This window comes from Alkalimonas amylolytica (assembly GCF_900107845.1).
Lineage (GTDB): Bacteria > Pseudomonadota > Gammaproteobacteria > Enterobacterales > Alteromonadaceae > Alkalimonas > Alkalimonas amylolytica.
The window spans coordinates 1-24764 of the sequence record NZ_FNRM01000010.1 but is presented as its reverse complement, the minus strand read 5'-3'; the positions used below and the strand labels follow the sequence as shown (position 1 = coordinate 24764).

The 24764-nt window shown below is 53.5% G+C and carries 19 protein-coding genes; 11 read left to right on the top strand and 8 right to left on the bottom strand.

What is annotated here, in order from left to right:
- Nucleotides 1-233 precede the first annotated feature (233 nt).
- Entirely contained in the window at nucleotides 234-2420 is a 2187-nt protein-coding gene (gene katG / locus BLW37_RS15995; RefSeq protein WP_091344737.1) for a catalase/peroxidase HPI, read from the top strand.
- A gap of 67 nt (nucleotides 2421-2487) precedes the next feature.
- On the opposite strand, the gene BLW37_RS15990 is transcribed toward katG, so the two are convergent.
- From BLW37_RS15990 to gloA, 6 genes are all read right to left on the bottom strand, one after another.
- A complete protein-coding gene (locus tag BLW37_RS15990) occupies nucleotides 2488-4554 on the bottom strand; it encodes a S9 family peptidase (protein ID WP_091344736.1) in 2067 nt (688 codons plus the stop codon).
- Between the two features lie 133 nt (nucleotides 4555-4687).
- Nucleotides 4688-5647 (bottom strand): virulence RhuM family protein/type II toxin-antitoxin system death-on-curing family toxin, encoded by a 960-nt coding sequence (locus BLW37_RS15985; protein WP_091344734.1) that lies wholly within the window; start codon nucleotides 5645-5647, stop codon nucleotides 4688-4690.
- Between the two features lie 218 nt (nucleotides 5648-5865).
- Nucleotides 5866-6486: a DUF642 domain-containing protein gene (locus BLW37_RS15980; RefSeq protein WP_171907651.1), complete on the bottom strand. Its 621-nt coding sequence runs from the start codon at nucleotides 6484-6486 to the stop codon at nucleotides 5866-5868.
- A gap of 85 nt (nucleotides 6487-6571) precedes the next feature.
- Nucleotides 6572-9493 carry a DEAD/DEAH box helicase family protein gene (locus BLW37_RS15975; RefSeq protein ID WP_091344730.1) on the bottom strand — a complete coding sequence of 974 codons (2922 nt, stop codon included), beginning with the start codon at nucleotides 9491-9493 and terminating at the stop codon, nucleotides 6572-6574.
- Nucleotides 9490-10074 carry a class I SAM-dependent methyltransferase gene (locus BLW37_RS15970; RefSeq protein WP_091344728.1) on the bottom strand — a complete coding sequence of 195 codons (585 nt, stop codon included), beginning with the start codon at nucleotides 10072-10074 and terminating at the stop codon, nucleotides 9490-9492. Before BLW37_RS15970 ends, BLW37_RS15975 begins: the two co-directional genes overlap by 4 nt.
- Before the next feature lie 86 nt (nucleotides 10075-10160).
- Nucleotides 10161-10715, bottom strand: a complete 555-nt coding sequence (gene gloA, locus BLW37_RS15965) for a lactoylglutathione lyase (protein ID WP_091344726.1) — start codon at nucleotides 10713-10715, stop codon at nucleotides 10161-10163.
- A 212-nt stretch (nucleotides 10716-10927) separates the two neighbouring features.
- Here gloA and BLW37_RS15960 point away from each other — a divergent pair, with 212 nt between their 5' ends.
- The 5 genes from BLW37_RS15960 (at nucleotide 10928) to rlmF (ending at nucleotide 16213) form a co-directional block, all read left to right on the top strand.
- Nucleotides 10928-11365 carry an OsmC family protein gene (locus tag BLW37_RS15960; RefSeq protein ID WP_091344724.1) on the top strand — a complete coding sequence of 146 codons (438 nt, stop codon included), beginning with the start codon at nucleotides 10928-10930 and terminating at the stop codon, nucleotides 11363-11365.
- 386 nt (nucleotides 11366-11751) lie between these two features.
- Entirely contained in the window at nucleotides 11752-12396 is a 645-nt protein-coding gene (locus BLW37_RS15955; protein ID WP_091344722.1) for an NAD(P)H-dependent oxidoreductase, read from the top strand.
- A gap of 440 nt (nucleotides 12397-12836) precedes the next feature.
- Entirely contained in the window at nucleotides 12837-13697 is an 861-nt protein-coding gene (locus tag BLW37_RS15950; RefSeq protein WP_091344720.1) for a prohibitin family protein, read from the top strand.
- Between the two features lie 167 nt (nucleotides 13698-13864).
- Nucleotides 13865-15241 carry a M24 family metallopeptidase gene (locus BLW37_RS15945; RefSeq protein WP_091344718.1) on the top strand — a complete coding sequence of 459 codons (1377 nt, stop codon included), beginning with the start codon at nucleotides 13865-13867 and terminating at the stop codon, nucleotides 15239-15241.
- Between the two features lie 84 nt (nucleotides 15242-15325).
- The gene (gene rlmF / locus BLW37_RS15940) at nucleotides 15326-16213 is read left to right on the top strand and encodes a 23S rRNA (adenine(1618)-N(6))-methyltransferase RlmF (RefSeq protein WP_091344717.1); all 888 of its coding nucleotides are present in this window, start codon (nucleotides 15326-15328) and stop codon (nucleotides 16211-16213) included.
- 77 nt (nucleotides 16214-16290) lie between these two features.
- Here rlmF and BLW37_RS15935 read toward each other — a convergent pair whose 3' ends face one another.
- On the bottom strand, nucleotides 16291-17235 hold the full coding sequence (locus BLW37_RS15935) for a LysR substrate-binding domain-containing protein (protein WP_091344879.1): 945 nt from the start codon (nucleotides 17233-17235) through the stop codon (nucleotides 16291-16293).
- A 132-nt stretch (nucleotides 17236-17367) separates the two neighbouring features.
- Between BLW37_RS15935 and BLW37_RS15930 the strand changes: the two genes are divergently transcribed.
- Genes BLW37_RS15930 through BLW37_RS15920 form a run of 3 tightly spaced genes read left to right on the top strand, consistent with a single transcriptional unit; the run spans nucleotide 17368 to nucleotide 20747 of the window.
- Complete coding sequence (locus BLW37_RS15930) at nucleotides 17368-18873, top strand: NADP-dependent isocitrate dehydrogenase (protein ID WP_091344715.1); 1506 nt, start codon at nucleotides 17368-17370, stop codon at nucleotides 18871-18873.
- A gap of 15 nt (nucleotides 18874-18888) precedes the next feature.
- Nucleotides 18889-19746 carry a DUF6671 family protein gene (locus BLW37_RS15925; protein WP_139243736.1) on the top strand — a complete coding sequence of 286 codons (858 nt, stop codon included), beginning with the start codon at nucleotides 18889-18891 and terminating at the stop codon, nucleotides 19744-19746.
- 26 nt (nucleotides 19747-19772) lie between these two features.
- On the top strand, nucleotides 19773-20747 hold the full coding sequence (locus BLW37_RS15920) for an L-threonylcarbamoyladenylate synthase (RefSeq protein WP_091344712.1): 975 nt from the start codon (nucleotides 19773-19775) through the stop codon (nucleotides 20745-20747).
- Nucleotides 20748-20763: 16 nt separating this feature from the next.
- Here BLW37_RS15920 and BLW37_RS15915 read toward each other — a convergent pair whose 3' ends face one another.
- The gene (locus tag BLW37_RS15915) at nucleotides 20764-22692 is read right to left on the bottom strand and encodes an extracellular catalytic domain type 1 short-chain-length polyhydroxyalkanoate depolymerase (RefSeq protein WP_245785759.1); all 1929 of its coding nucleotides are present in this window, start codon (nucleotides 22690-22692) and stop codon (nucleotides 20764-20766) included.
- A 384-nt stretch (nucleotides 22693-23076) separates the two neighbouring features.
- Here BLW37_RS15915 and BLW37_RS15910 point away from each other — a divergent pair, with 384 nt between their 5' ends.
- The gene (locus BLW37_RS15910) at nucleotides 23077-23331 is read left to right on the top strand and encodes a helix-turn-helix domain-containing protein (RefSeq protein WP_091344711.1); all 255 of its coding nucleotides are present in this window, start codon (nucleotides 23077-23079) and stop codon (nucleotides 23329-23331) included.
- A gap of 1 nt (nucleotide 23332) precedes the next feature.
- Nucleotides 23333-24643: a type II toxin-antitoxin system HipA family toxin gene (locus BLW37_RS15905; RefSeq protein WP_091344709.1), complete on the top strand. Its 1311-nt coding sequence runs from the start codon at nucleotides 23333-23335 to the stop codon at nucleotides 24641-24643.
- The last annotated feature ends 121 nt before the right edge of the window (nucleotides 24644-24764 follow it).

Sequence of the window (24764 nt, the reverse complement as noted above, 5' to 3'; positions counted from 1 at the left end):
CTCACCAGGCTCAACTGGTTCTGCCCTAACCATGAAAAGAGCAGATTATTCGACATTGCCGGCATGCACACACCAAAAAAAGAATAAAGAAGGCATAATCAATCATAAAAATCGATTGCGTCGTTCAGGAAAAGTTACTTTCGGGACAGTAGTTTGCTGTCTATAGTTGATACAGCTAAAGCGTGAGTACCTGCAGTACGCTCAGTAAAACCAACCTGAACAAGGAGTGATGCATGGACAAGACCAATCAAAACGCCGGTAAATGCCCGGTGATGCATGGCGCCAATACGGCCGCCACCGACAATGTGATGAGCTGGTGGCCTAAGGCACTGAATCTCGATATTTTGCACCAGCACGACAGCAAAACCGACCCACTCGGTAATGACTTTAATTACGCCGAGGCTTTCAAAAGTCTGGACCTTGAAGCAGTAAAAAACGATTTAAAAGCCCTGATGACCGACAGCCAGGACTGGTGGCCTGCCGACTGGGGCCACTACGGCGGCTTGTTTATCCGCATGACCTGGCACAGTGCCGGTAGTTACCGGATTGCCGATGGCCGGGGCGGCGGAGGTACCGGTAACCTGCGCTTTGCACCGCTGAACAGCTGGCCGGATAACGGCAACCTGGACAAAGCGCGGCGTTTGCTCTGGCCAATCAAAAGGAAATACGGCAACAAGTTGTCCTGGGCCGATCTCATGATACTGGCCGGTAATATGGCTTATGAATCGATGGGCCTGAAAACCTTTGGTTTTGGCGGTGGCCGCAAAGATATCTGGCACCCGGAAAAAGACACCTACTGGGGTTCGGAAAAAGAATGGCTGGCGCCATCCGGCAGTGAAGGCAGCCGCTACTCTGGCGAACGCGATTTAGCCAACCCACTGGCCGCCGTGATGATGGGCCTGATCTACGTCAACCCGGAAGGGGTGGATGGCAAGCCCGATCCGCTCAGAACCGCCCGGGATGTCCGCGAAACCTTTAAGCGCATGGCGATGAACGACGAAGAAACCGTAGCGCTGACCGCAGGCGGCCATACCGTCGGTAAAGCCCATGGCAATGGCGATGCCGCCAATTTGGGCCCGGCACCGGAAGGCGCCGATATTCACGAGCAAGGCTTTGGCTGGATGAACCACAAAACCCGGGGTGTTGGCCGCGATGCAGTGACCAGCGGGCTGGAAGGCGCCTGGACCAGCAACCCAACGCAATGGGACAACGGCTATTTTGAGCTGCTGCTGAACTACGACTGGGAGCTGAAAAAGAGCCCGGCCGGTGCCTGGCAGTGGGAGCCGATCAATATCAAAGAAGAGCACAAGGTGCCGGATGCAGAAGATCCATCCAAGCGCCACAACCCCATCATGACCGATGCCGATATGGCGATGAAGATGGACCCGGACTACCGCAAAATCTCCGAGCGCTTCTACCAAGATCCGGAGTATTTTGCCGAGACCTTCCGCCGCGCCTGGTTCAAACTGACCCACCGCGATCTGGGACCGAAGAGCCGTTATTTAGGGCCGGATGTACCGAAAGAAGACTTGATTTGGCAGGACCCGGTGCCCAAAGCCGATTACACCCTGACCGAAGCCGAAATCAGCGAGCTGAAAGCCAAAGTGCTGGCCAGTGGCCTGTCGGTGTCTGAGCTGGTCGCCACCGCCTGGGACAGCGCCCGGACGTTCCGGGGCTCGGACTACCGTGGTGGTGCCAATGGTGCCCGTATCCGGTTGGCGCCACAAAAAGACTGGGCCGGCAATGAGCCGGAGCGGCTGCAAAAAGTACTGAAGGTACTGCAGGCCATTCAGGCATCGCTGAGCAAAAAAGTCAGCATGGCCGACCTGATTGTGCTAGGCGGCAGCGCGGCGGTAGAAAAAGCCGCCAAAGACGCTGGCGTCAACATCACGGTGCCGTTCGCGCCGGGCCGCGGTGATGCCACGCAGGAGATGACCGATGCCGAGTCGTTCGATGTGCTGGAGCCACTGCACGATGCCTTCCGCAACTGGCTGAAAGCCGATTACAGCGTGCAGCCGGAAGAAATGATGCTGGACCGCGCTCAGTTGATGGGCCTGTCTGCACCGGAAATGACGGTACTGCTGGGCGGTATGCGGGTACTGGGCACCAACCATGGCGGCAGCAAGCATGGCGTGTTCACCGACAAGGTGGGTGTGCTCAGCAATGACTTCTTTGTCAACCTGACCGACATGAGCTACCAATGGGAGCCAACCGGCAAGAACCAGTACAACATCGTCGAGCGGAAAACCGGTGCCACCAAGTGGACGGCGACCCGGGTCGACCTGGTGTTTGGTTCCAACTCCATCCTGCGGTCTTACGCCGAGGTCTACGCGCAGGACGACAACAAAGCCAAGTTTGTGCAGGACTTTGTGAAGGCCTGGGTCAAGGTGATGAACAACGACCGCTTTGATCTGAAGTAAGACGATCCAAACAAAAGCCCCGCCGGTTGACTGGCGGGGCTTTTTTTATGCTGTTAATGCGCGCTGTTTACTCTTTCGGGCCAGGGCCTAAGTAGCGGTCCAGCCAGCCGGTAAATTCATTGAACCAGAACACCGAGTTATTCGGCTTTAAGATCCAGTGATTTTCATCCGGGAAGTACACCAGCCGCGCATCCAGCCCCATGCCTTTGTAGACACCATAGATTTCAAAACCCTGGGTCACCGGCACCCGGTAATCCAGTTCACCGTGAATAATCAGCATCGGCGTTTTAAAGTTGGCCGCATGCATCGAGGGGCTAAAACGCAGCACATTGTCCATGCCATCCCAGGGCGCGCCGCCGTAGGCATGCACCCGGTGCGCTGTGGTATCGGAGGCAAACTGGCCTTTCAGGTTGTAGACCCCGGCGTGATTAATCAGCGCCTGATAACGATCGGTATGACCGGCTATCCAGCTCACCAGGTAGCCACCGTAGCTGCCACCGGCTGCTGCCAGCCGATTGCCGTCGACATAAGGACGCTCTAACATAAAGTCGATGGCCCGCTCCGAGTCGATAAAGGGCTTGGTTGGGTGATCGCCATGAATGGAGATGGCAAAGTCCTGGCCAAAGCTGGTGGAGCCATGGAAGTTGGGGAGAATGGTGATGTAACCGGCGGCGGCAAACACCTGGGCGTTCCAGCGAAAGTGAAAGGTATCGCCAAAGAAGCCATGCGGACCACCGTGCAACAGGTTCAGCACCGGCCATTTTTTGCTGGCATCAAAGTTGGGCGGGTACACCACAAACATCTGCACCGGAGCGTCATTGGCGCCAGCGTAGGTCACATTCTCCACCTTGCCCCAGTCGATGCTGTCTTGCAGTGCCTGATTCAGCTGGGTGAGCTGGCGGCGGTCACGACCATTGACCCGCACACTGAACAGCTCCGGCATCTGCGTCAGGCCATGATGCACAAACAGCAAGCGGCCATCGGCGGTTTCAGCAAGTCCCGTATTGGTACCGCCACGCAGCACTTCCCGAATGGCACCACCCCGTGCCGGCATGGCAAACAAGGAGGTCATGGCCCTGTCATCGGCCTGGAAGAAGATCTGCCGGCCATTGCGCGAATACTGCCAGTTGACCGGAGTATGATCAAAATCCTGGGTTAACATGCGGCTCTGACCATTGCGCAGATCGTACTGCAGCAGATTGATTTGATCGGCATAAAAGTCATTGCGTAAACTACGGCCCCACAGCAGGTAACGACCATCCGGGCTAAACACCGGATTGATATCGCGGCCGGTATTGTCGGCACTCAGATTGACGTAGCTGCCACTGCCATCGGTTTGCAGCAACAGCACATCGGCTTTAAAGTCATCAAAAGGGGGCTCAGTGGTATTGGCCGTTAGCGCAATGTGCCGGCCATCGGGCGAGATGTCGTAGCTGATGCCACCGCCAATGTTGAAATAACGCTGCCAGCCCGGCGTCAGCTCAGTCACCTCGCCGCTGGTCAGCTGCACCCGGAACAGCCGCGGATACGCATCTTGCTCTAAAAAGCGATCCCAGTGCCGGTACAAGCGGTTCTCGGTGACAAAGGCCGAAACTTTGGATTTGGCCTTTTCAGCTTGCTGCGCTTTCAATGCAGCAAAGTCGCCGTCAAAGTCGGCCGGCACCTGGGCCATAAACACCAGGCTCTGACCATCCGGCATCCATTGTACTGCCGATACCGCCACCGGCAAATCGGTCAGCTGGCGTGGCTCACCACCATCCATCCGCATCACAAAAATCTGGTTGCGCTCGGCCTGACGACGCGACACAAAGGCAATCTTGCTGCCATCAGGACGCCACACCGCCCCGCTGTCGCTGCCACTGGCCGGAAACGTCAGCTGCTGGCTTTGGCCAGTTTGCAGATTCAGCCAATGCAGAGCCGTGGTGCCGCGGTCGGTCTCCATGCTGTAGCTGCTCACACCGTACAGCGCACTTTTACCATCTGGTGCCATCACCGGGGCTGATGGCCGTTGTACCTGCCAGAGATCTTCGGGTGTTAAAGGCCTTGGCGCCTCGGCCTTAGCCAGGCCCGCCCACAGCAGGCTGGCCGATAAAGTCAGAACCGCCGTCAGGCGGCCGGAGAAGAAAGGGACCATGGGTTATCCTCTGTCGTTATACCGCCGGCTACTTTAGCACAGGTGCAATGACAGCGGAAAAAGGCTCGGCTAATGGCAGACTGCGGGCGTTGGTTGGCTTGAAAGCCAATGAATGCAAGGCAGAGTTTACTTTCTATGTCGCCAGTAGATTTTCAATCAGCCGGATTAACGTCTGCTTTTCCTGCGGATCAGATTCAGCAACCAACAAGGTAATAGCCGCCAGGCCGGTATCATTAATAACAGCCTGATAGTGTTCATTAAAGAGGCGATTGTTTCTGTTGAGAAAGTCTACGAATAAGAAGGCGGCACTACGCTTGTTGCCATCGCTAAAAGGATGGTTTTTGACCACAAAATACAGTAAATGCGCAGCCTTGCTTTCCACGCTGGGATAGGCTTCTTCACCAAATACCGTTTGCTGCAAATTACCCCAGATACTGGCCAGTCCATCTTGCCGCTCTTGGCCAAATAATACGGTGGCTTCGCCTCTGGCAATGAGCCGGGTTTTTAATTGCGCCAGTGCTGCTCTTACATCCGCTAAGGGAGTTAACTCACCTCCAAGCTCACCTTTTGGCTGCTGTAATAAGCCTTCGTCGTATTGCTGCAACCACAAAAAGGTTTGCGTGTAGCTGGCCAAAATATCAACTAGCCCTGCACCAAACTCACTGTTGTAAGGCAAAGCTGCAGCACGCTTGACCAGTTGCAGCGCTTTCTCCAGTTCAGCAGCGTTTTGACTTAAACGTTGCTGATTTAAGCTATAGCCCTTTAGCAAATGTTGTTTCAGTGTGGCAGTGGCCCATTGGCGAAATTTAACCCCTTGCACTGATTTAACTCGGTAGCCAACAGAAATAATCACATCCAGCGAGTAAAACACCACAGGCTTATCAGAGTTTGCAGTATGCATTTTTTGCATATTGCTTGCTTCATCAAGCTCACCTTCATTAAAAACGTTTCTGATATGACGGGATAAAACGGATTGATCTCGTTTAAATAAACTCACCATTTGCGCCTGTGACAACCAAAGCGTTTCATCACGCAAAGGCACAGCCAGTTGCAGACTACCATCATCATTCTGATAAATTTGCAGTTCGCTCATCAGCGCTCTCTCGTAAACGGGTTGGTCAATGGAGTTAAGCTAAAGCGGTGCTTAAGGTTGCTCTCTAAGAACCTACACAACACGACATCAAAGATCCAATTAATTTACCAAAAAATATCATTTCTAAAAGGCATCGAATGGCACAACAGCAAGGCAGGCTAAATGGCAAAACGCCCCGCAGGATGCGAGGCGTTTCAGCTAACAGGCAGCGCTACCGCTTAACGGGTGCGTATGCGACGGATCAGGCCTAAAGCCAATAAACCAGCAGTAAAAACACCAAAAGTCGCCGGGGCAGACACAGCAGCAGTACCCTGTTGAGCAATCACACTCACGCCATCAAGAAAGTTGCCGATGGTGCCGCTGTTGTGCGAAGTAAAACGCAAGGTGGTATTGGTATCGTTGGCAACAAAGGTGCTGCTAAAGAAGCTCCAGCCTTGGTTGGTGTGATCGTTCAGCGTTTGGCTCAAATCCGCTACCGTCACGTCAAACTGCTCATTGCTACCGTTGCGGGCACGGTAGTAAAAGCTCAGCTCATAGCTCTGGCCTACCAGGGTTTCAAAGCTCTGGAAAATCGACCAGGCGCCCTGATTGCTGCCGTGCGCATTCAGCTCAATAAAGTGGTTGCCGACCATCGCCTGCACCCCATTCATCGAGTTCCAGATTTCGATATTGCTACCCTGCCAGCCAGCTACTTGGCTGGAAGGCTTCCAGGTCCAGGAGTTGGGGTTAATCGGATTGCCTTCAAAGTCGCCATTTACAATCAACGACGCCTGACTGCTAAAACTGGCGATTGCCAATACAGCAGCACCTACCACGGTACGAACAAGTGCTAAAGACATTTTTGGTCCCTCAAATATGCGGTTAAAAAACACGCTCATTGTACCAGTTAACAAATGACAACGGAACAAAAATTAATCGGCTTTGTTAATCAGTAAGTTGGAGATCTTTTGGATCGATGATGGCTTTGAGCCGCGCAAAAGTGCGCATCGATTCACTTGCCTCCAAATCACTGTAATTTGGATTCGTCGCTTTTAGTAAATAACGTCCATCGGCTTGCTTTTTAACTTCTCGCAGCAAGTAGTGGGCATCTCCAGCAGCATCGACCTGCTCTATCGCCATAGTATTGTTGCTAATCGAACCGGCACTGCTTGGCGTGACCCACTCAAACAGCAGCAGATCACCATCCTGGACAGGCTGCTTACCGCCATTCATCGAATTACCTTTTGCCGGCGCTATAAAATGCCTTTCCGGGTTCAGGTTGCCATAGTGCAGGGGCAAAGTTTGCATCTCAGCACCGTCTGGTGAGCCTTGCCCAAAATGGCCACAGGCAATTTTCAAATCCGGATAAAATGGCAGCACGTTCGCAGCTGGGCCCTTTGTTTTTTCCGGAAGCACTGGCGCTGATAAAATGGCAACCGAATTATCCGCTTGCTGATTTTGTTGGCCCCCCTTACCCTTGGCATATTGCGCCAACCTGAAATCTATCAGCTCATCAACAAGCGCTACCAGCGGCTCAATATCATTAACGTCCAGTTCGAAGTTAATCAGAAAGAAATCACCATCCCGGCGGAACCAGGCTTGCTGATCTTTCTGATCTTTGGCGCAATAAAACTTAATGGGATTATCCAACCAATACTTGAGCCATTTTGGGCTTTGGGCACCTTCCGATTGAAGGTCGGCTTTTATATCCTGCCGTGCCCAGTCAGGGTGACGCCAGATAATGTGCCAGCTTCGCTCAGCCAACGCCTGTACAGTAATCTTATTACGAAAGCCGTCCAGCTCCAGAAAAGCCCGGAGTAAAATCATTTTAAAGCTCTTACTCATCGAGGTAGTTTCCACCCCCCGCAACAAAAATTGCCGATTTCGCGCTACGAACTGAGTGAAACCGGAGTCTTTTTCATAGAGAGCAACCAACTCAAACCAGCTGTTGTGTGCTTTGCGAACTTTCGCAACATCGTATCCCGCTTCAAAGAATTCAACCGCAGACGGCCGGTGACCTAATTCATCGGCTAGCTGCTGTAAGTCCTCAATAGAGGTATTGCGGATGGCCCTTGCCAGTTGCTGCATGTAATCAATAACTTCGGGGGCAAAATTGATGTAACAGCCATCGGCCAGAGTCGGTGGTTTTTGCATCAATGCGGCCAGCTTTTTGGTTGCAGTGTCTTGAAATAGGGTGGCAGGTTTGAGTAAAAATGAGCGGTGATTGCCAATAAAATCCACCACCACTAAATGCTGCTTGCCAGTATCAGGGCTTTGCCGAAGACCGCGACCAAGTTGCTGTAAGAACAAAATTTTCGATTCAGTTGGTCGAAGCATCAGTACCGTATCAATCGCTGGCAAATCGGTGCCTTCATTAAACAAATCGACCGAAAAAACCACTTCAAGCTTGCCAACTTCAAGTAGCTGCAAAGCCTCGTTTCGACGCAGCACACTCCCCTGATAGACAGCAGCGGCTTTGACACCATGACGACAAAAATACTCAGCCATGAAATCGGCATGACGACGCGAAATGCAAAACGCCAAAGTCCGGCTTTGTCGCAAACTTTGCCAATGCCTCAAAATATGCTTTGCTCTTTGTTGAGTCGCAAAAGCAGAGTCCAATGCAGTTGGTTCGAACCGTCCATTGCGCCAGGGGATTTCCTGATAATTCACATAAGGGTCATTCAGCCCATGATAATGAAAGGGAACCAAAATCCCCTCCTCAATACCATGCACCACATTGCGTTGGTAAACCAGATTATGATCACAAAGAGCCAGAATATCGGCTTGATCCGTTCGTTCGGGTGTAGCGGTCAATCCAAGTAAAAACTTAGCGCGAAAGTGCGACAATATAGCCTGATAACTGCGACCTGAGGCATGATGAAACTCATCTATCACAATGTAGTCGAAATGATCAGCAGCAAATTTCTGCAGGTTTTCTGTTTGAGACAGCGTTTGAACCGAAGCAAACACCAAATCCGCAGCGGCATTTTTTTCACTCCCGACATACAAGCCACTGCTTTTGGCCGGCAATAACCAACTAAAAGTTCGCTGAGCCTGTTGTAAAATCTCTTCCCGATGCGCTACAAATAATGCGCGATGTGCCCCAATTTGCATGACATCAAAAGCGGCCAACCAGGTTTTTCCCATGCCAGTTGCCAGCACCACCAAGCCGCGTTGATAGCCTATAGCCCGGGTCTTAGCCAGCAACTCAAGTGCCTCTTGTTGGGCGCTGTTGGGAATGATTTCAGGCTCTTTTTCAGCCTCCGCCATGCTTAATTGCTTCGTTGTTGCTTGTTGCGCCTTGTAGCGACGGGTGTAATCAGCAAGTAGTACTTCATTTAGCGGTAGGCTTTGTGAGTGGCTGAAAATAGCTAAAAATTGCTCGCGAATATGGCGGTAATCAGCAGGTATGGCCTCCCCATGAAACTGATAACGCAATGACCATTCATGACTAAGGGTCAAAGCAGCTTTGCTAATATTGCTGGAACCGATGTATGCACATCCGCTTACCTGTTCGTCATCGACGCTACGGGTAAAAATGTAGGCTTTCATATGAAAACCTGTATCGGGCTTGCAGCAGAACAATCGTACCCGAGCCCCACGCTCTGCCAATAACAATAACTGGCGCAAGGCTCTCGGTGAAGTAATCAACAAGTAATCTGAAGTCAGAATCGAAAGTTGCGCCCCATTTGCAAGGGCGTCTTCAAGTGCGGGAAGCAATAACTCCAGACCAGATGGCTGAATGAAAGCCACGCTGATTTCAATTTCAGTGGCGTGGTTGATGGCTTGTACCAATTTCGGAAACAGCGGATCCGAGGCTCCACCAGCTGTCAGCAAGGGGCCTTGCCAAAGTAGCGCACTCATGCGCTGCGTTTCTCCAACAAAGCATTGAGCCAAAGCTCGTTTTCACGCCCCGGGCGAAGATCGCTGGTCGACCAACATTTATGGATTTGCAAGGATGTGCCCTTAAGCATTTTACCCAGCCGCTGTTCAGTCATGTTAGTAAAGTGACGGCCATCCCTTGAAGTATCCACTTCAGCCTGCTTGAACGAACAATAAAAAATGCCACCAGGCTTCAGCTGATGGGCTAAATGTTCGAAAGTGTCTGAGAGCTCTGCAGCGGGCACATGCAATAAAGAAGCACATGCCCAGATAGCATCGACCAATTCTGGCGCAGAAAAGGCATTAAAGTCGGTCAGCAGCACCTTGCTACCGGTTAACTCTTGTGCAGCAGCTACCATGGCCTCGCTGGCATCAAATGCAGTTACCTGAAAACCTTGTTGCAAGAAAAAAAGCGTATCACGGCCACTGCCGCAGCCCGCATCAACGATATGCGACCTAGTTTTTAAGTTCGGCAAGAACTCATCGTACAGTGCAGCCATCTCAACCGTGACTGTATCACGAACGAAACATGCAGCATTTTGGTTGTAAAAATCGACAGACATACAGCATCCAATGCACTTTTTTCTGTTGTACCAACAAAGCCAGTCAGCCACAAGTGCTGAATGGCTTCAGGGGGTAACAACAATGCTCACCCCAAAAAACCAGCCAAGCCTTTCGGCAACCGAGCAGGCTCAAAAATCTCAATCCAGTAGCCATCCGGGTCGCGGATAAAGGCGATGTCTTTCATTTTGCCATCGGCTGGTTTTTTCACGAAGGAGACGCCCAGCGCTTCAAAACGCTGGCAGGCGGCGGTTAAATCGGGCACGGCGAAGCCGATGTGGCCGAAGCCTTTGGGTTCGTCGTTGCCGTTGTGGTACTGGCAGTTGTCGTCGGTTTCACTGCCCCAGTTCCAGGTAAGCTCCAGCATGGCCGGGCGGCTGAAGGTTTGGATGGTGCGCTCATCGGTATCTTTGGACCACTGCTGTGTTGCTTGCTCGCTCAGCGCTGCCAGGAAGAACAGCGAGAAGGTCATCTCAGGGAAATCCAGCTTGCGTAACAGCGTCATGCCCAGCACCCGGGTATAAAAGTCCAGGCTGACGGCCGGGTCTTTGATGCGCAGCATGGTTTGGTTAAAAACAAAGTCGTTGGTGGCCGGATCGCGTTGCTCGCACAGGCCGGGGGCGCTTTCAAAATGACGGCTCATGGCTGGCTCCTTCTGGGTAACTAACAGAAATTCGAAGAAGCCAACAGCTTAGCAGATTCTGCCCCTATTGTTGTGATCTTAGGGATCCCGCTTTGCACCACAGTAGATTAGAAAAACATTATTTAAAGGTCCGAAGTTTGATCTGCCGCATGCCACCCTTCACAGCAACCGCTATGCTTAGTGCCTTTGAAACCCGATAAAAGGATCCTTCCATGAGCAATAAAACCGTAACCGTACAGGCCAATATGGCCGATGGCTTTGCAATCGCCGCAGACATTGATGGCCACAAAGTGATGATTGACCAGCCGGTCGCGGCCAAGGGCAGTGGCACCGGCCCTACCCCGTTGCAAATGATGCTGTTCGCAGTGGGTGGCTGCATTGGTACCATTGGCCGTATTGCTGCTTTTCAGCAAAAAATTGCGCTTCGCAGCATGCAAATTACCGTGGAAGGTGATTACAACCCGGCCGGCCTGATGGGCAAACCGAGCGATGACCGGGTAGGTTTTTCGCAAATTCGCATCCGTGCCAGCATTGATGCCGACTTGACGGATGCAGAAAAGCAGCAGTTTTTGGATGAAGTCTGCGCCCGCTGTCCGCTGCATGATAATTTGTTGCATGGTACTGAGGTGCTGCATACGCTGGGATCCTGATGCTGAATATGCGAGCGAAGCCCTTTGGTAAACCCAGCTATTCTCATGCCATTTGCGGCAACAGCCGGACTGCTCGCTCAGCAATGCGCTGATTAATAGCATGCAATGAGGGCTCAATTGGCCACTGAGGTGTGCTTTGAGTAGCACAATAGCCCAGCGGCGCCGCAGAGAGCCCATAGTCGTTATTGACTTTGAGTAAGTCATGCCTATACGGGCTGCAAAGTCGTTACCACAGACTAAGTGGTTGCCGGCAATGAAAAAGTCTTACTCGACTGGCATTGATAAACACAGGGTCTACGGTATCATTCCCTCCCCCACCCCAAATGTATACAATATAACATTTGGTCTGCTAATGGCACGAAATCGAACCAACCGGAGAAGCCATCATGAATGCTTTAATTATCTGCGCCAGCCAACGGCAAGAAGCTGAAAGCGCCAAAGTAAGCCAGCTCATTGGCCGCCTGATGGAACATATTGAGCCCAAAGCCACTATCAATACGTTGTATTTGGCCGATTTCCCTCGGGCACTGCATTGTTATGGTTATCACGCAGCTGAGCCTGTCGGCAACCAACAGGCTATCACTGAAGAAAAGAAAATCCTGCAAGATGCTTTAAGGCATTGCACCATGGTGATCGTCGTTACACCAGAGTGGGGCGGCATGATCCCGCCCGCTTTAACCAACTTGTTTTTACTTTCAGCTTTCGGCTCTGCCAATGGCATGCCACTGGCTCACAAACCAGGTTTTATTGTCTCCATTTCTGCCTCTGAAGGTGGTCACTACCCAATATCTCAATTACGCGGCTACACCTCAAAAAACAGTCATCTCACCTGGATCCCTCTGCACTGCATTATCCGTCATGTCGAACGGTTTCTGCAGCACCCCTGGTCTCCTGAGGATGAAAGCCCTGATTCACATACCCAATCCAGATTAATTACCGGCTTAACCTGTCTAATCGCTTATGAAAGCGCATTAAAGACAATACGCGAAGCGCTGCTTCCTTTATCAGAGAAGCATCCTTTCGGCCAATAAGAAGTGACTTTGCACAGTGACAAGGCAAAAATTAGCCATCTACCGGCTAGGCCATCTTTTGCTGCTGGATGAAGTCTGCGCCCGCTGTCCGCTGTCCGCTGCATGATAATTTGTTGCATGGTACTGAGGTGCTGCATACGCTGGCGTCTTAACCCCCTGCCTTCTACTCTATTGGCACGGCTGCACCTGGTGTAGCCGTCTACTTTGTTACAAGCGACAGCTAAAACCTGTAACAACCTGTTGCAATTTATGCGTTAAAACCTGTTATTTTGCCTGAAAACCCCGTTATCATAGCCACTCTTGTTTTTGAAGGAGCGAGCTATGGGATTTGGATTATCACTGATTGGCTTTTTTGTTGTGTTAGTTCTGGTGATTCTGGGCTCGATTAAGGCCTATGAAATCATCGGCGGCAAATCAAAGAAGAAGAAGGACGATCAATAATGGCAAAAAATAAAAACATTTTTACCGCAGCTGCTGCGGCATTGGGGATTCTTATCCTGCTGTTTGCAGTCGGCAGTTTCTACACCGTGGATGAAGGTGAGCGTGGCGTGGTCATCCGCTACGGTAGCCTGATTCACGTGGCCGAGCCGGGTTTGCATTTTAAACTGCCGGTGATCGACAGTGTGCGCAAAATTTCGGTGCAAGAGCAGGTAGAGCTGTACCGCAATATGGAAGCGTACAGTAATGACCAACAGCCGGCGGTAATGAACCTGTCAGTGCGCTACCAGATCGACAGCAGCCGGGTGGATGAAGTGTACCGGAATTTTGGTACCCGCCAGGCGTTGATTGACCGCCAGGTGACACGGATTGTGCTGGAAGAAGCCAAAACCGTGTTGGGCCAGTTTAACGCGGCTACTTCTATTCGTGAGCGTGGCCGGTTGAATTTGGAAATGGCGCAAGCGGTGCAACGGTCGGTCACCGGGCCGGTGATTATTCTGGGTGTGCAGGTTGAAGATGTGTCCTTCAGTGCTGCCTATGAAGAAAGCGTCGAGCAGCGCATGCTGGCAGAAGTGGCCGTTGAGCGTGAACGGCAAAACCTGGAGCGGGAGCGGGTGGAAGCCGATATCGTGCGGACCCGGGCAGCAGCCGAAGCGGATCGGGTGCGGGCACAAGCCCAGGCCGAAGCCGACAGCATCCGGCTGCGCGGTAACGCGGAAGCAGAAGCTATTCGGGAGCGGGCAGCGTCGCTGGCCAATAACCCGCTGTTGGTGGAGCTGGTCAAGGCAGAGCGCTGGGACGGCAAGCTGCCAACCACCATGCTGCCGAACTCGACCGTGCCCTTTATTGAAGCCAATAAGTAATGGATGCAGCGCAGGCGGTGTGCTCATAGCCGGGCACGCCACTTTATTATTTGCACAAGCTGATGCGGCAACCTGTCGCATCTTCCTGACCAAGCCAGTTTGTCCCGCCACCAAAGTGTGTTAAGAATAATAGTTATTGCGCTAACACTACCAAGGATATGCCCTTCATGTTTAAAGCGAAAATGCCCATGCTGGTTGCCAGCTTGCTGCTTGGCCTTTGTGTTCAATCTGCTCAGGCTGCCACCGAAACGCCTTCACAGGGGCGGGTGATTGCATCGGCTGATCAATTCAGTGTGCTCGCTCACCGCGATCGCATTGCACCGGAAAATGCCATGCTGAACGAGCGCTTGAGCAGCTTGCTACCCACGCTGATGGCCGAGACAGGGCTCGATATGTGGTTGGTGATTAACCGTGAATACGTGGAAGACCCAGTGTTCTTCTCACTGGTGCCTCAGCCAACCTTTGCCGCGCGCCGCACCACCATGCTGATTTTTAACCGCTTAGCCGATGGGACCGTAGAAAAGCTATCGGTCAACACCTACCCTTTTGGCGCCCCTTATGAGTCGGCCTGGTCTGGTGGCGATCTCGATGAGCAGTGGCAGGCGCTGGCCACACTGATTGCCGAAAAAGATCCACAGCGCATTGGCATCAATGTTTCGAAACACTGGCCAGAAGCCGATGGGCTCACCAAGGGTATGCATGAACGCTTGCTTGAAGTACTCCCCACGCGTTATCAACAACGGCTACAACCGGCCGAAAACTTGGTGATCCGTTGGTTGGAAACGCGCACCGAAGCCGAGCTTAGCGTGTATGCGCATGCGGTTGGCCTGGCACGTGGTGTGATTGCTGAGGGCTTTAGCTCACGCGTGATCACCCCTGGTGTCACCACCACGGATGACGTGGCCTGGTACTTGCGCCAACGCTTTGAAGATTTGGGCCTGCCTATTTGGTTTATGCCCTATGTCACTTTTCAGCGCCAGGGTGAAAGCTGCAGCGATGAGCAGCCGTTTTGCAGCATCAACCAGGGCATCATTCAACGGGGCGATGTGCTGCATACCGATGTCGGTATTTGCTACTTAAAAATGTGTACCGATACCCAGGAAATGGCTTATGTGCTGAAACTGAATGAAACCGAGGCACCACAGGGTTTACGCGATGCGTTACGCCAGGGCAACCGCTGGCAGGATATGCTTACCGCCGAGTTTAAAACCGGCCGCAGTGGCAATCAGATCCTGGCAGCAACCCAGGCAGCCAGCAAGGCTGCAGGACTGAACAGCAGCACCTACACCCACCCGATTGGTTTTTTCGGCCACGCGCCAGGGCCAACCATTGGCATGTGGGATAATCAAGGACCAACGGCGGTCAATGGCGACTGGCCACTGTATGCCAATACCGCTTACGCCATTGAAGGCAACATCAAACAGCCTTTGCCGGAATGGGGTAATCAAACCATTCAAATTATGCTGGAGCAAAGTGCTTACTTTGATGGGCAACAGGTGATTTATCTGGCCGGGCGCCAGACCAAGTGGCATTTGGTACGCTGATAGCACATGGTAACTGGTGAGCAACGGCTCGCCAGCTTCCTTTGAGTCACGTAAACTGCCGCCAGATAACTGACTGTGATGATTATGAGCAAACCAACCCGACTGCACCCGCGCAACCCACATCAGGGGCGTTACGATTTGGCCCGGCTAAGCCGTGACTTTGCTCCCTTGCAACAACATCTGCAGCTAAACCCGACGGGCGAGCACACCATTGATTTTAGTAAGCCAGACGCCGTGCAGGCGTTAAATGCTGCCTTGCTCAAGCACTATTACCAGGTGGCCTACTGGCAGTTGCCACCAGGCTATTTATGCCCGCCGATCCCAGGGCGTGCCGATTACATTCATTTTGTAGCCGATTTACTGGCAGGCCCTGAAGGGGTGCCAACCGGCAAGCAAGTGCGGCTGCTGGATATTGGCTGTGGCGCCAATCTGATTTATCCGATCATTGCCAATCGTAGCTATGGCTGGCGCTGTGTTGGCAGCGATATCGATGCGGTGGCATTAAAAGCGGCTCAGCTGATGATTGATAGCAACGCCACCCTCAGCGGCCAGATCAATCTGCGCAGGCAAACGGATAGCCAGCACATCCTGCACGGTGTGATAAAGCCTGGCGATGCCTTTGCAGTCAGTGTCTGCAACCCGCCCTTTTATAGCTCGGCCGCCGAAGCTGCTGCGGCAAATCAGCGTAAACGAAGCAATTTAAAGCAGGCAAAAAGCCCGCAGCAGCGAAACTTTGCCGGCCAGCAACACGAGCTGTGGTGCCCTGGCGGGGAACTGGCGTTTATCCGGCAATTGATTGCAGAAAGCGTTGATTTTGCCAGCCAGGTCGGCTGGTTTAGCAGCCTGGTATCGCAACAGCGCCATCTGAAAGCCTTAGAGACGGCCGCCCGGCAAGCCGGCGCTGCAGAGGTGAAACAAATCAAGATGCAGCAGGGCCAGAAAAGCAGCCACCTGTTGGCCTGGCGGTTTTAGTGCACTGGGTACATTTTGTGGCGCGGCTGCGATACAAGCCGCCCGCATGGCAATTGCTGACAATCTTGAGGTTGCAGCTAACTTCCCGATTGCAGATAGTGCAAAAAGTGCCTGGCGGCGGCTGATAACGGCAGATCATTGCGCCATACCACGTACCAGTGCCGGTTTAGTGGAAACCCCTCAACCTGCAGCATCGTCAGTGGATCTGCCGGCCCCGGCTCCCCGGCGGATGTTGCCACGACCGGCCACAGCGGCGGGCACACAGCCAGCCTGGACAACACTGCAATGCCAAGACCTGCTGCCACGGCATGCTTAATGGCTTCGTTGCTGCCCAGGCTCATGGCCACGGAAGGCACAAACCCTTGCTGTTGGAAATGCTGTTCGGTTGCCATACGAGTGCCGCTGCCAGGCTCACGCATCAGCCAGCGTTCTTGTGCTAAATCGTTCAGCCTGATAGGCAAATGTGCCTTCGGATGCGACGAGGGCGCAATCACCACCAAAGGGTTGGTCTGAAACTCCAGCCGCTCCAGCGGTAGGTTGTCGGGTGGCATCATCATCACCACCAGTTCATCCTGTCCCTGCGCCAGTCGCCCCACCACGCGATCGCGATTTTCAATAGCAAGCTCAATGTCTACGCCCGGATGAGCAGCCGCAAAACTCCCCAACAAATCAGGGACAAAGTACTCGGCCGTGGTTACAGCTGCCAATTTAAGGCGACCACGCACCAGCCCATGGATCTCTGCCAGGCGGGATTCCAGTCGCTGCCAGCAACCGGCCAATTCCCGCACAGTCACAAATAGGGCCTCTCCTGCCTGTGTCAGTTGAATGCTGCGCCCACATTGCTGAAACAATGGCTCACCGAGCGTGCTGGCCAACTCGCGCAGCTGGACTGAAACGGTTGGCTGACTGACACAGAGCTCCTGAGCAGCCCGCGTAACAGACAGCAAACGGGCACTGGCCTCAAAAGCTCGTAACTGTTGAGGGGTGATGCGCTGAAAGCGTGCCAGGGTGGTTGCAGGCATGTCCGGCTCCGGTTGGCGGGGATCCATCACAAATCTATAGCTTTTGAGCTATGGGTTCAATTAAAACTAAGTATTTTTATTTATAGGTCTGTTTGCGTACAGTGCCACTATCCCATCCATAGGAGCAAGACCATGCGTGATGATCATTGTGTTGTCAGTACCCCCAAAGCCCGGCTGGCCGCTGTGTCAAAACAAGATGTGGCTATTACTGTTGCCTTAGGCGATGGCATAGGCCCGGAAATCACCCGTGCTACCCTGCGTATGCTGGAGGCGGCTGGTGCGCGAATTGCGCCCGAGTTTATCGACATCGGTGAGCAGGTCTATTTAGCCGGTCACAGCGCTGGCATTCAACCGGATGCGTGGGACAGTTTGCGTCGCACCAAGGTTTTCTTAAAAGGGCCAGTCACCACGCCATCGGGTGCCGGCTACAAAAGCCTTAATGTGACCATTCGCAAAACCCTGGGGCTCTATGCCAATGTACGGCCTTGCATCAGCTATGCGCCATTTGTGGCCACCCAAAGCCCCAACATGAATGTGGTGATCGTGCGGGAGAATGAGGAAGACTTGTACGCCGGTATTGAGCATCGCCAAACCGACGAGGTGTATCAGTGCCTGAAGCTGATTAGCCGCCCGGGCTGTGAACGCATCATCCGCTATGCTTTCGAGTATGCCCGCAGCCATGGCCGTAAAAAAGTCACCTGCATGGTCAAAGACAACATCATGAAAATGACCGATGGCCTTTTTTACCGGGTTTTCCAGGAAATCGGCGCGGAATACCCGGAAATTATGCAAGATCGCTACATTATTGATATCGGCAGTGCCCGGCTGGCAACCCGGCCAGAGCAGTTTGATGTGGTGGTCACCACCAACCTGTATGGCGATATCATCAGCGACATCGCGGCTGAAGTGTCGGGTAGTATTGGCCTGGCAGGCAGCGCCAACATCGGCGAGCATGTGGCGATGTTTGAAGCCATTCATGGCAGCGCGCCCGATATCGCCGGTCAGGGCATCGCCAACCCAAGTGGTTTGTTACTGGCAGCCGTGATGATGCTGGTGCATATTCGTCAGGCTGATGTGGCCGAGCGTATTCACAATGCCTGGTTACGCACCATTGAAGATGGTGTGCTCACAGCCGATGTCGCGGGAAATGCCAGCCAGGCGGTGAGCACCGAAGCTTTTACTCAAGCCGTCATTGCCCGCCTAGGGCAAGAACCACAGCACTTTGCCAGGGTACGTTATCAAAATGCTGAGGCGTCGATCCAGGCTGCAACCGCTCAGCATGCGGCCCGCCCCACAGCCCGCAAATTGTTGATTGGCGTCGATGTATTTTTGCACCACAAGCCGATTGCCTCCGATCGTCTGGCCGAACAGCTGTGTAAGTTATCGACCGAGTTCTTACAACTGCAAATGATCACCAACCGGGGCGTGAAAGTGTGGCCGCAAGGGTTCCCGGAAACCTTCTGTACCGATCACTGGCGCTGCCGTTTTGTGGCCAGAGACGAGCACAGCAGCATACGTTTCGGGGCTGTGATACAGTTACTGCAACGGTTAAGCGAGGCAGGTTTTGATGTCATTAAAACGGAAAATTTGTGCAGTTTTGACGGCGAGCGCGGTTTTGCCCTCGGGCAGGGGCAGTAAAGGCAGAGGCCTGCAGTGAATACTCCACCTCGTAAGGTGAACCGGGTTCCGTTCGCGGAGCCCGGTGCCTTGTTAACACGGCATCACAAAGCGGCACTGATTGCCCCGGAACTGGCTGCGCTGGGGCTCACCCTCACGGCAACCGACGCCTTTGATACCGATCAGCTGGGCACGTTTTCCGGCGAGATAGCGCGGACACTCAGCCCGCTGGATTGCGCGCGTACCAAAGCGAAACTGGCCTGCCAGCTTACCGGCTGCTCATGGGGTATTGGCAGCGAAGGCAGTTTTGGCGGCGGCCCTTTTCCTGGCATGCTGCCATGGAACGAAGAATTGCTGTTGCTGTACGATCAGCTCACCGGGCAAGAAATCGTCGCCCGAGTGGGCATGGCGGTAGCACTGACCTCGATAGAAACCCAGGACTGGGAGCTCGTTCGGCAACACCTGGCCAAGCACGATCCTAAGCAGGGTTGGATGCTGCGCGGCCCTGACGGTTGGCACAAAGAACTGCAAGGTGAGCATGCCGTGCTGACCGCGCTTCAAAGCGCCGGGTTACTGGGTCCCAACCTGAGCTTACGGCAGCAGATCACGCTGCAACCCGACCTGCGCGCCCATGTATGCCCGCCGCGTCAGGCGGTGATTCAACAGGCAGCTGCTCAGTTGGCACAACGCTTAACAGCGCATTGTCCACACTGCAGCGCACCGGATTTTTGGGTCAACGATTGTGTGCGTGGCTTACCATGCGGCGATTGTGGCTTTTTAACGTCACAAATCAGCAGTACAATAAAGCGGTGCAGCCGCTGTGGTCACCAGGAGCAGCAGCCGGTTGCAACAGCATGGGCCGATGCTAAGCATTGCCCCAGCTGCAACCCCTAATCGCTTTACGACGGAGACCTCGGCTTGTGACAACCCTGCAGCTGGACCCCACCAAACCAGATGAACTGGCACTGGCTGCCCAACTGCTGCTGGACGGCCGTTTGGTAGCGGTTCCGACCGAAACCGTGTATGGCCTGGCTGCCGATGCGCGCAACCCAGAGGCCGTTGCAGGGATTTTTACGGCCAAAGGCCGTCCGGCCGATCACCCGCTGATTGTGCACTTGCCTTCGGCCGACGCCATAAGCGATTGGGCTGTCGATATTCCGGCCAGCGCCTGGCAACTGGCACAAGCATTCTGGCCAGGCCCGTTAACCTTGCTGCTGAAAAAAGCACCGCGTGTAAGCCCGGTTATCACGGGCGGGCTCCCCACCATTGGGCTGCGGGTACCGGCGCATCCGGTGCTGCACCAACTGCTGCAGCAGCATCAGCTGGCGGTGGCTGCGCCGTCGGCCAATCGTTACAAAAAACTCAGCCCCACCAGTGCCCGGCAAGTGTTGCATACGCTGGATGGCCGCATTGATGCGGTGCTGGATGGTGGCGATTGCAGTTATGGCCTGGAGTCCACCATTGTGGATGCTACCAGCGAGCCACTGACCATTGTGCGGGCGGGCCCGATCAGCGCCCAACAGCTCGCCGGCGTATTAGGCCGGCCGGTGCAACAACCTCGTGAGCACAGCATCAAAGTGGCCGGCAACGTCAAAGCACATTACCAGCCCAATACCCCGCTGCTGTACGCTTCTTTTGTCGATCCCCTGCCAGTACAGGCAACACTGGCCCCAAAGCTGGCCATACTGCATCTGAGCCCGGTGCCCAAAACACTCCAGCCCATTTGGCAGCAACAGATGCCTGCCGATGCCCCATCCTATGGCCGTAAGCTGTACCGCGCCCTGGCCGATGCAGACCATGCCGGTGCCGATCTGATTTTGCTGGAGTCGCCCCCGCAGGATGAAGCATGGCTGGCGGTCTGGGATCGGGTAAAGCGAGCCAGCTATCGGGGCTAAGCTGGCTCAACTGTGCTTACTGCGGGCAGGCACCCAGCTCCCAGTAACTGCCATCATAGGATGACAGCGTCGTAACCCCCCAGGTTGAACCAGCCATGGCTGCATTGCTGCCGTTGGCAAAGTAATCAGGCACAAAGAAATTGCCGGTACTGTAGGCTCTTCCTGCCACTTTATGGCTGTAATTGTTAGTGGTAAAAGCCACGCAATCGCCAGGGGGTGGCGTGCCGCCCTGATCACCGCCATGACCCGGGGCGGCTCCGCTGCAGCTCTGGGCTGGCCCAAAACAGCTGCCATCGTCATTTTGCCAGCGGCATTGATCGCCGGTAATAACGTGTTCACGCAGCACAAAACTGGCGGTGCCATATTGCAGGTAACAGTTGGCGTAATTGGTGTAATCCAGCCGGCCGGCACTGATGTGCTGATCCAGGGTACCGCTTTGGCCTGCATCAATGGTGAAGCTCACCAGCTCGGCGCTGAACAAGCCTTCCAGATCGGTCGCCGTGATCACAGCACTTTGCTCGCCACCGGCCAACTGGCACTGCTGGGCACTGAACAAATCGCCTTCGACACTGGCAGTCACAGTGCCATTGCTAAACGCTACCGTGACGGTATCCAGATCGCGATTCAGATCAAATACCCGGCCGCTGACCTTAGCGCACTGACCAGCTATCGCCACCGCCAAGTCAGACAGCTCCGGTGGTACCGGTGGCGGCGGTGGCCCAATCAGCAGCTGCTCGGTGTAGGCCGCACTAACCAGCCCTTCGCTGTCGGTGGCGGTTAACATTAACTGATACCAGTCATCCGCCAGTACCGGACTGGTCAGACTAAAATTGCCGGAGGCATCCGGTGCATCAGTTACCAGTTGCTGCAAACCCAGGCTGTCGGTAAAACTGGCGGTGATCATCATGGCATCGCCATCGGCATCGGTCGCCGTACCGGTCACCGTCACCACACTGTTTTGCTGGCTGACACTGATATCGCTTAGCTCGGGGGCACTGTTGCGATTAACCCGCTGGTTGTGCTCCAGAAAGTACTGCCCCAGGTAGAGCGCATAATTGATGCCGTTGCTGTTGATGTAAGCCCCACTGGCATCCTGACCACCCGACCAGGCGTGATCGACATTATTGAGCCACAGCATCGATACCCGGCCATCCTGCCACAGGATCTCATCGGCAGTACGACCCGCGCCATGGCTGATCAGATTCTCACTGCTTAACTGGCTGACGCCGTAGAGCGTAGCCATGCCGTTGGAATTTTGCTCGTTGTAGCACTGATTGACCGTGGTATCGTTGCGGCCATGGGCAATGGAGGCAATCTGAGTATCGAAATGACTAGCAAAACTACCGGCATACTGAGCGCAGCGGGCAGCCACATTAGCCGTTTCACAAGGGCCGATGGCACCACTGGAGCTGGTGCCGATGCTCGGGCCGGCACTAATGCCCATGCCGGCAAACACATCAGGAGCCAGGCAAGCCGTGGTATTGGCAAAGCTGGCACCCGAAGATAACCCGGCAATATACACCTGGTTGGGATCGATCTGATAGCTGACATCCGCAACCAGACTGTTGGCCAGGTTGATCAGGTTTTGGTAATCGCCGGCATTGCGGGATTTGGTGCCCTGCCAGTACGACCAGCAGCCAAAACCGGCTTTGTTCATTGCATCCGGCACCGCGATCACCAGGCCATACTGGTCAGCGGCCTGCTCTAAGTTGGCGGTAAGGTAGGCGTTGATCGACTGGGTACAGCCATGCAGCACCAGCATCAAACCGCGCCCCTGGCCAATGGCCGAGACACTGTCGGGCGTGTAGATATGAACGTTATTGAAGCCACCACGATTGACATTTTGTTGCCAACTGCCAGCAACAGCGGGTATAGCAAGCAGGCTTGCAGCCATGAGGGCACCGGTCAGCAATACACTAACCCGGTGTAGTAGTTGAATTTTCACGTCTGTTGTTCCTTATTTTTTTTAATTTAAGTGAACACCTCAGCGACGCTACGACTCCTTGTTTCGACCTCTGACTCCCCCGGTAGCAAGCTGGGATGCCAAACCACTATAGGGGACAAGCGGTAATTTCGATTTAGTACTTTAGTGCTGCTTTAACTGGTTGATGTTCGTTAACATGAGGTTGATGCTGTGGTCCTCATGCAGGATGGTTGTTTGTTTTGGCACGCCCGTCAGGATTTAGTTTTACTTAAATAAACAGCGAAATAGCACACTCAAATTACGCCTTAGCGTATAAAAACAAAACTTACGTTAAAGCGTATATTGACACTAATTACGCTAAGGCGTATAGAGTTAAGACCCCAACAAGATTTGGCATCAACTTTCATGCATATCACCCGCCCGGAGCAGCTTAGTACACTAATTAAAGCGTATCGCAAAAAACACAAGGTCACTCAGGCCGAAATAGCGCAGCTCGTAGGCCTTCGGGTGGCGACCATTTCTGATTTTGAGAACAAACCCGAATCGTGCAAGTTAGCCACTTTTTTTAAAATCCTTGCCGCGCTGCAGTTACAACTTGATATCAGCCCCCGCGATCAAGTTTCAGAGCCAGGCCAGAGCTCATGGCAGGAGGGCTGGTAAATTGGACAGGCTGGATGTTTACATGAATGGGATCAGGGTTGGTGAGTACCAGCGCGATAGCCGGGGGGCGAATGCGTTCATTTACGATACTGATTGGCTATGCTCGCCCGGACGTCGAAGCTTATCGCTTTCTTTAACACTTCGACCAGAGCGCTATGCAGGGCCGGAAGTCTATAACTTTTTTGACAACTTACTGCCCGATTCACGCGAAATTCGCGAGCGGATGGTTGCACGCTTCAAGACAAGCTCAATGGAGCCCTTTGATATCCTGAAACAGGTTGGGAGAGATTGCGTCGGTGCAATACAACTGGTGCCGTCAGGTGCAGATGCGCCAGCCATAAAACGCATCGAGGCAAGCGCACTGACAGATGCTGAACTAGCAAAGATATTAAACGGCTATCAATCGAAAAAGCCCTTGGGCATGCTGGATGATACACAGGATTTTCGTATTTCACTTGCCGGTGCGCAGGAAAAGACAGCATTATTGTTCCATCAAGGCCATTGGTGCTTACCGCATAACGCCACACCAACAACCCACATACTCAAGCTGCCAATAGGCGAGATACGCTCCCATGATCGTGTCATTGATATGACACACAGTGTTGAGAACGAGTATCTGTGCCTTAAGATCGCCAAAGCCTATGGCTTTGAAGCCGCAAACTGTCAGATGATTGTACCAGACGGCGTTAAGGCGCTGGCGGTTGAGCGCTTTGATCGCACAATGTCCCCCGATAACAGCTGGATCATGCGACTACCGCAAGAGGATTTCTGTCAGGTGAAAGGCATCTCCCCCGCCAGAAAATATGAACCAGACGGTGGGCCAGGCATTTCGGACATCATGCAGGAACTACTCGGTGCGACAAATCCCAAACATGACAGGGAAACCTTCATGCGCACCCAGGTTTTATTCTGGCTGCTGGGCGCAACAGATGGCCACGCTAAAAACTTCTCCATTTTTCTTGAGCGACAAGATCACTACAGGCTGACACCGCTATACGATATCTTGTCTGCCTTCCCTGCCATATCTAAACAGGCCCTGCACGATAAAAACCTTCGCCTGGCGATGTCACTAAAAGGTTCTAAAGGAAGAAAAACCGAATGTCGGTTGATCTGCCCAAAGCACTTTTTCGCCACCGCGAATGAAGTCGGTTTTCCACAATCGACCATGGAACAGATACTGCACGATATGGGAACCAGGACCGCAGCTGTGATCAGTCAGGTTGCTGCTGACCTGCCCGCTGATTTTCCGGGCTTTATTGCCGAACCCATCTTTGAAGGGATGCACAGATATAGCCAGCGACTGCTTGGGTAAACAGCGCTACCTGGAAGTATGGAAACAAAAACCGCCGAAATGGCGGTTGTTTGTTTTGGCGCACCCGTCAGGATTACTCGGGCTGTCCTGCCCTCGCCCTTAAGGGCCCGCTGAAGCGGTT

Coding starts and splice junctions, on each gene's coding strand:
- katG (WP_091344737.1), top strand. CDS start 234: ATGGACAAGACCAATCAAAACGCCGGTAAATGCCCGGTGATGCATGGC.
- BLW37_RS15990 (WP_091344736.1), bottom strand. CDS start 4,554: ATGGTCCCTTTCTTCTCCGGCCGCCTGACGGCGGTTCTGACTTTATCG.
- BLW37_RS15985 (WP_091344734.1), bottom strand. CDS start 5,647: ATGAGCGAACTGCAAATTTATCAGAATGATGATGGTAGTCTGCAACTG.
- BLW37_RS15980 (WP_171907651.1), bottom strand. CDS start 6,486: ATGTCTTTAGCACTTGTTCGTACCGTGGTAGGTGCTGCTGTATTGGCA.
- BLW37_RS15975 (WP_091344730.1), bottom strand. CDS start 9,493: ATGAGTGCGCTACTTTGGCAAGGCCCCTTGCTGACAGCTGGTGGAGCC.
- BLW37_RS15970 (WP_091344728.1), bottom strand. CDS start 10,074: ATGTCTGTCGATTTTTACAACCAAAATGCTGCATGTTTCGTTCGTGAT.
- gloA (WP_091344726.1), bottom strand. CDS start 10,715: ATGAGCCGTCATTTTGAAAGCGCCCCCGGCCTGTGCGAGCAACGCGAT.
- BLW37_RS15960 (WP_091344724.1), top strand. CDS start 10,928: ATGAGCAATAAAACCGTAACCGTACAGGCCAATATGGCCGATGGCTTT.
- BLW37_RS15955 (WP_091344722.1), top strand. CDS start 11,752: ATGAATGCTTTAATTATCTGCGCCAGCCAACGGCAAGAAGCTGAAAGC.
- BLW37_RS15950 (WP_091344720.1), top strand. CDS start 12,837: ATGGCAAAAAATAAAAACATTTTTACCGCAGCTGCTGCGGCATTGGGG.
- BLW37_RS15945 (WP_091344718.1), top strand. CDS start 13,865: ATGTTTAAAGCGAAAATGCCCATGCTGGTTGCCAGCTTGCTGCTTGGC.
- rlmF (WP_091344717.1), top strand. CDS start 15,326: ATGAGCAAACCAACCCGACTGCACCCGCGCAACCCACATCAGGGGCGT.
- BLW37_RS15935 (WP_091344879.1), bottom strand. CDS start 17,235: ATGCCTGCAACCACCCTGGCACGCTTTCAGCGCATCACCCCTCAACAG.
- BLW37_RS15930 (WP_091344715.1), top strand. CDS start 17,368: ATGCGTGATGATCATTGTGTTGTCAGTACCCCCAAAGCCCGGCTGGCC.
- BLW37_RS15910 (WP_091344711.1), top strand. CDS start 23,077: ATGCATATCACCCGCCCGGAGCAGCTTAGTACACTAATTAAAGCGTAT.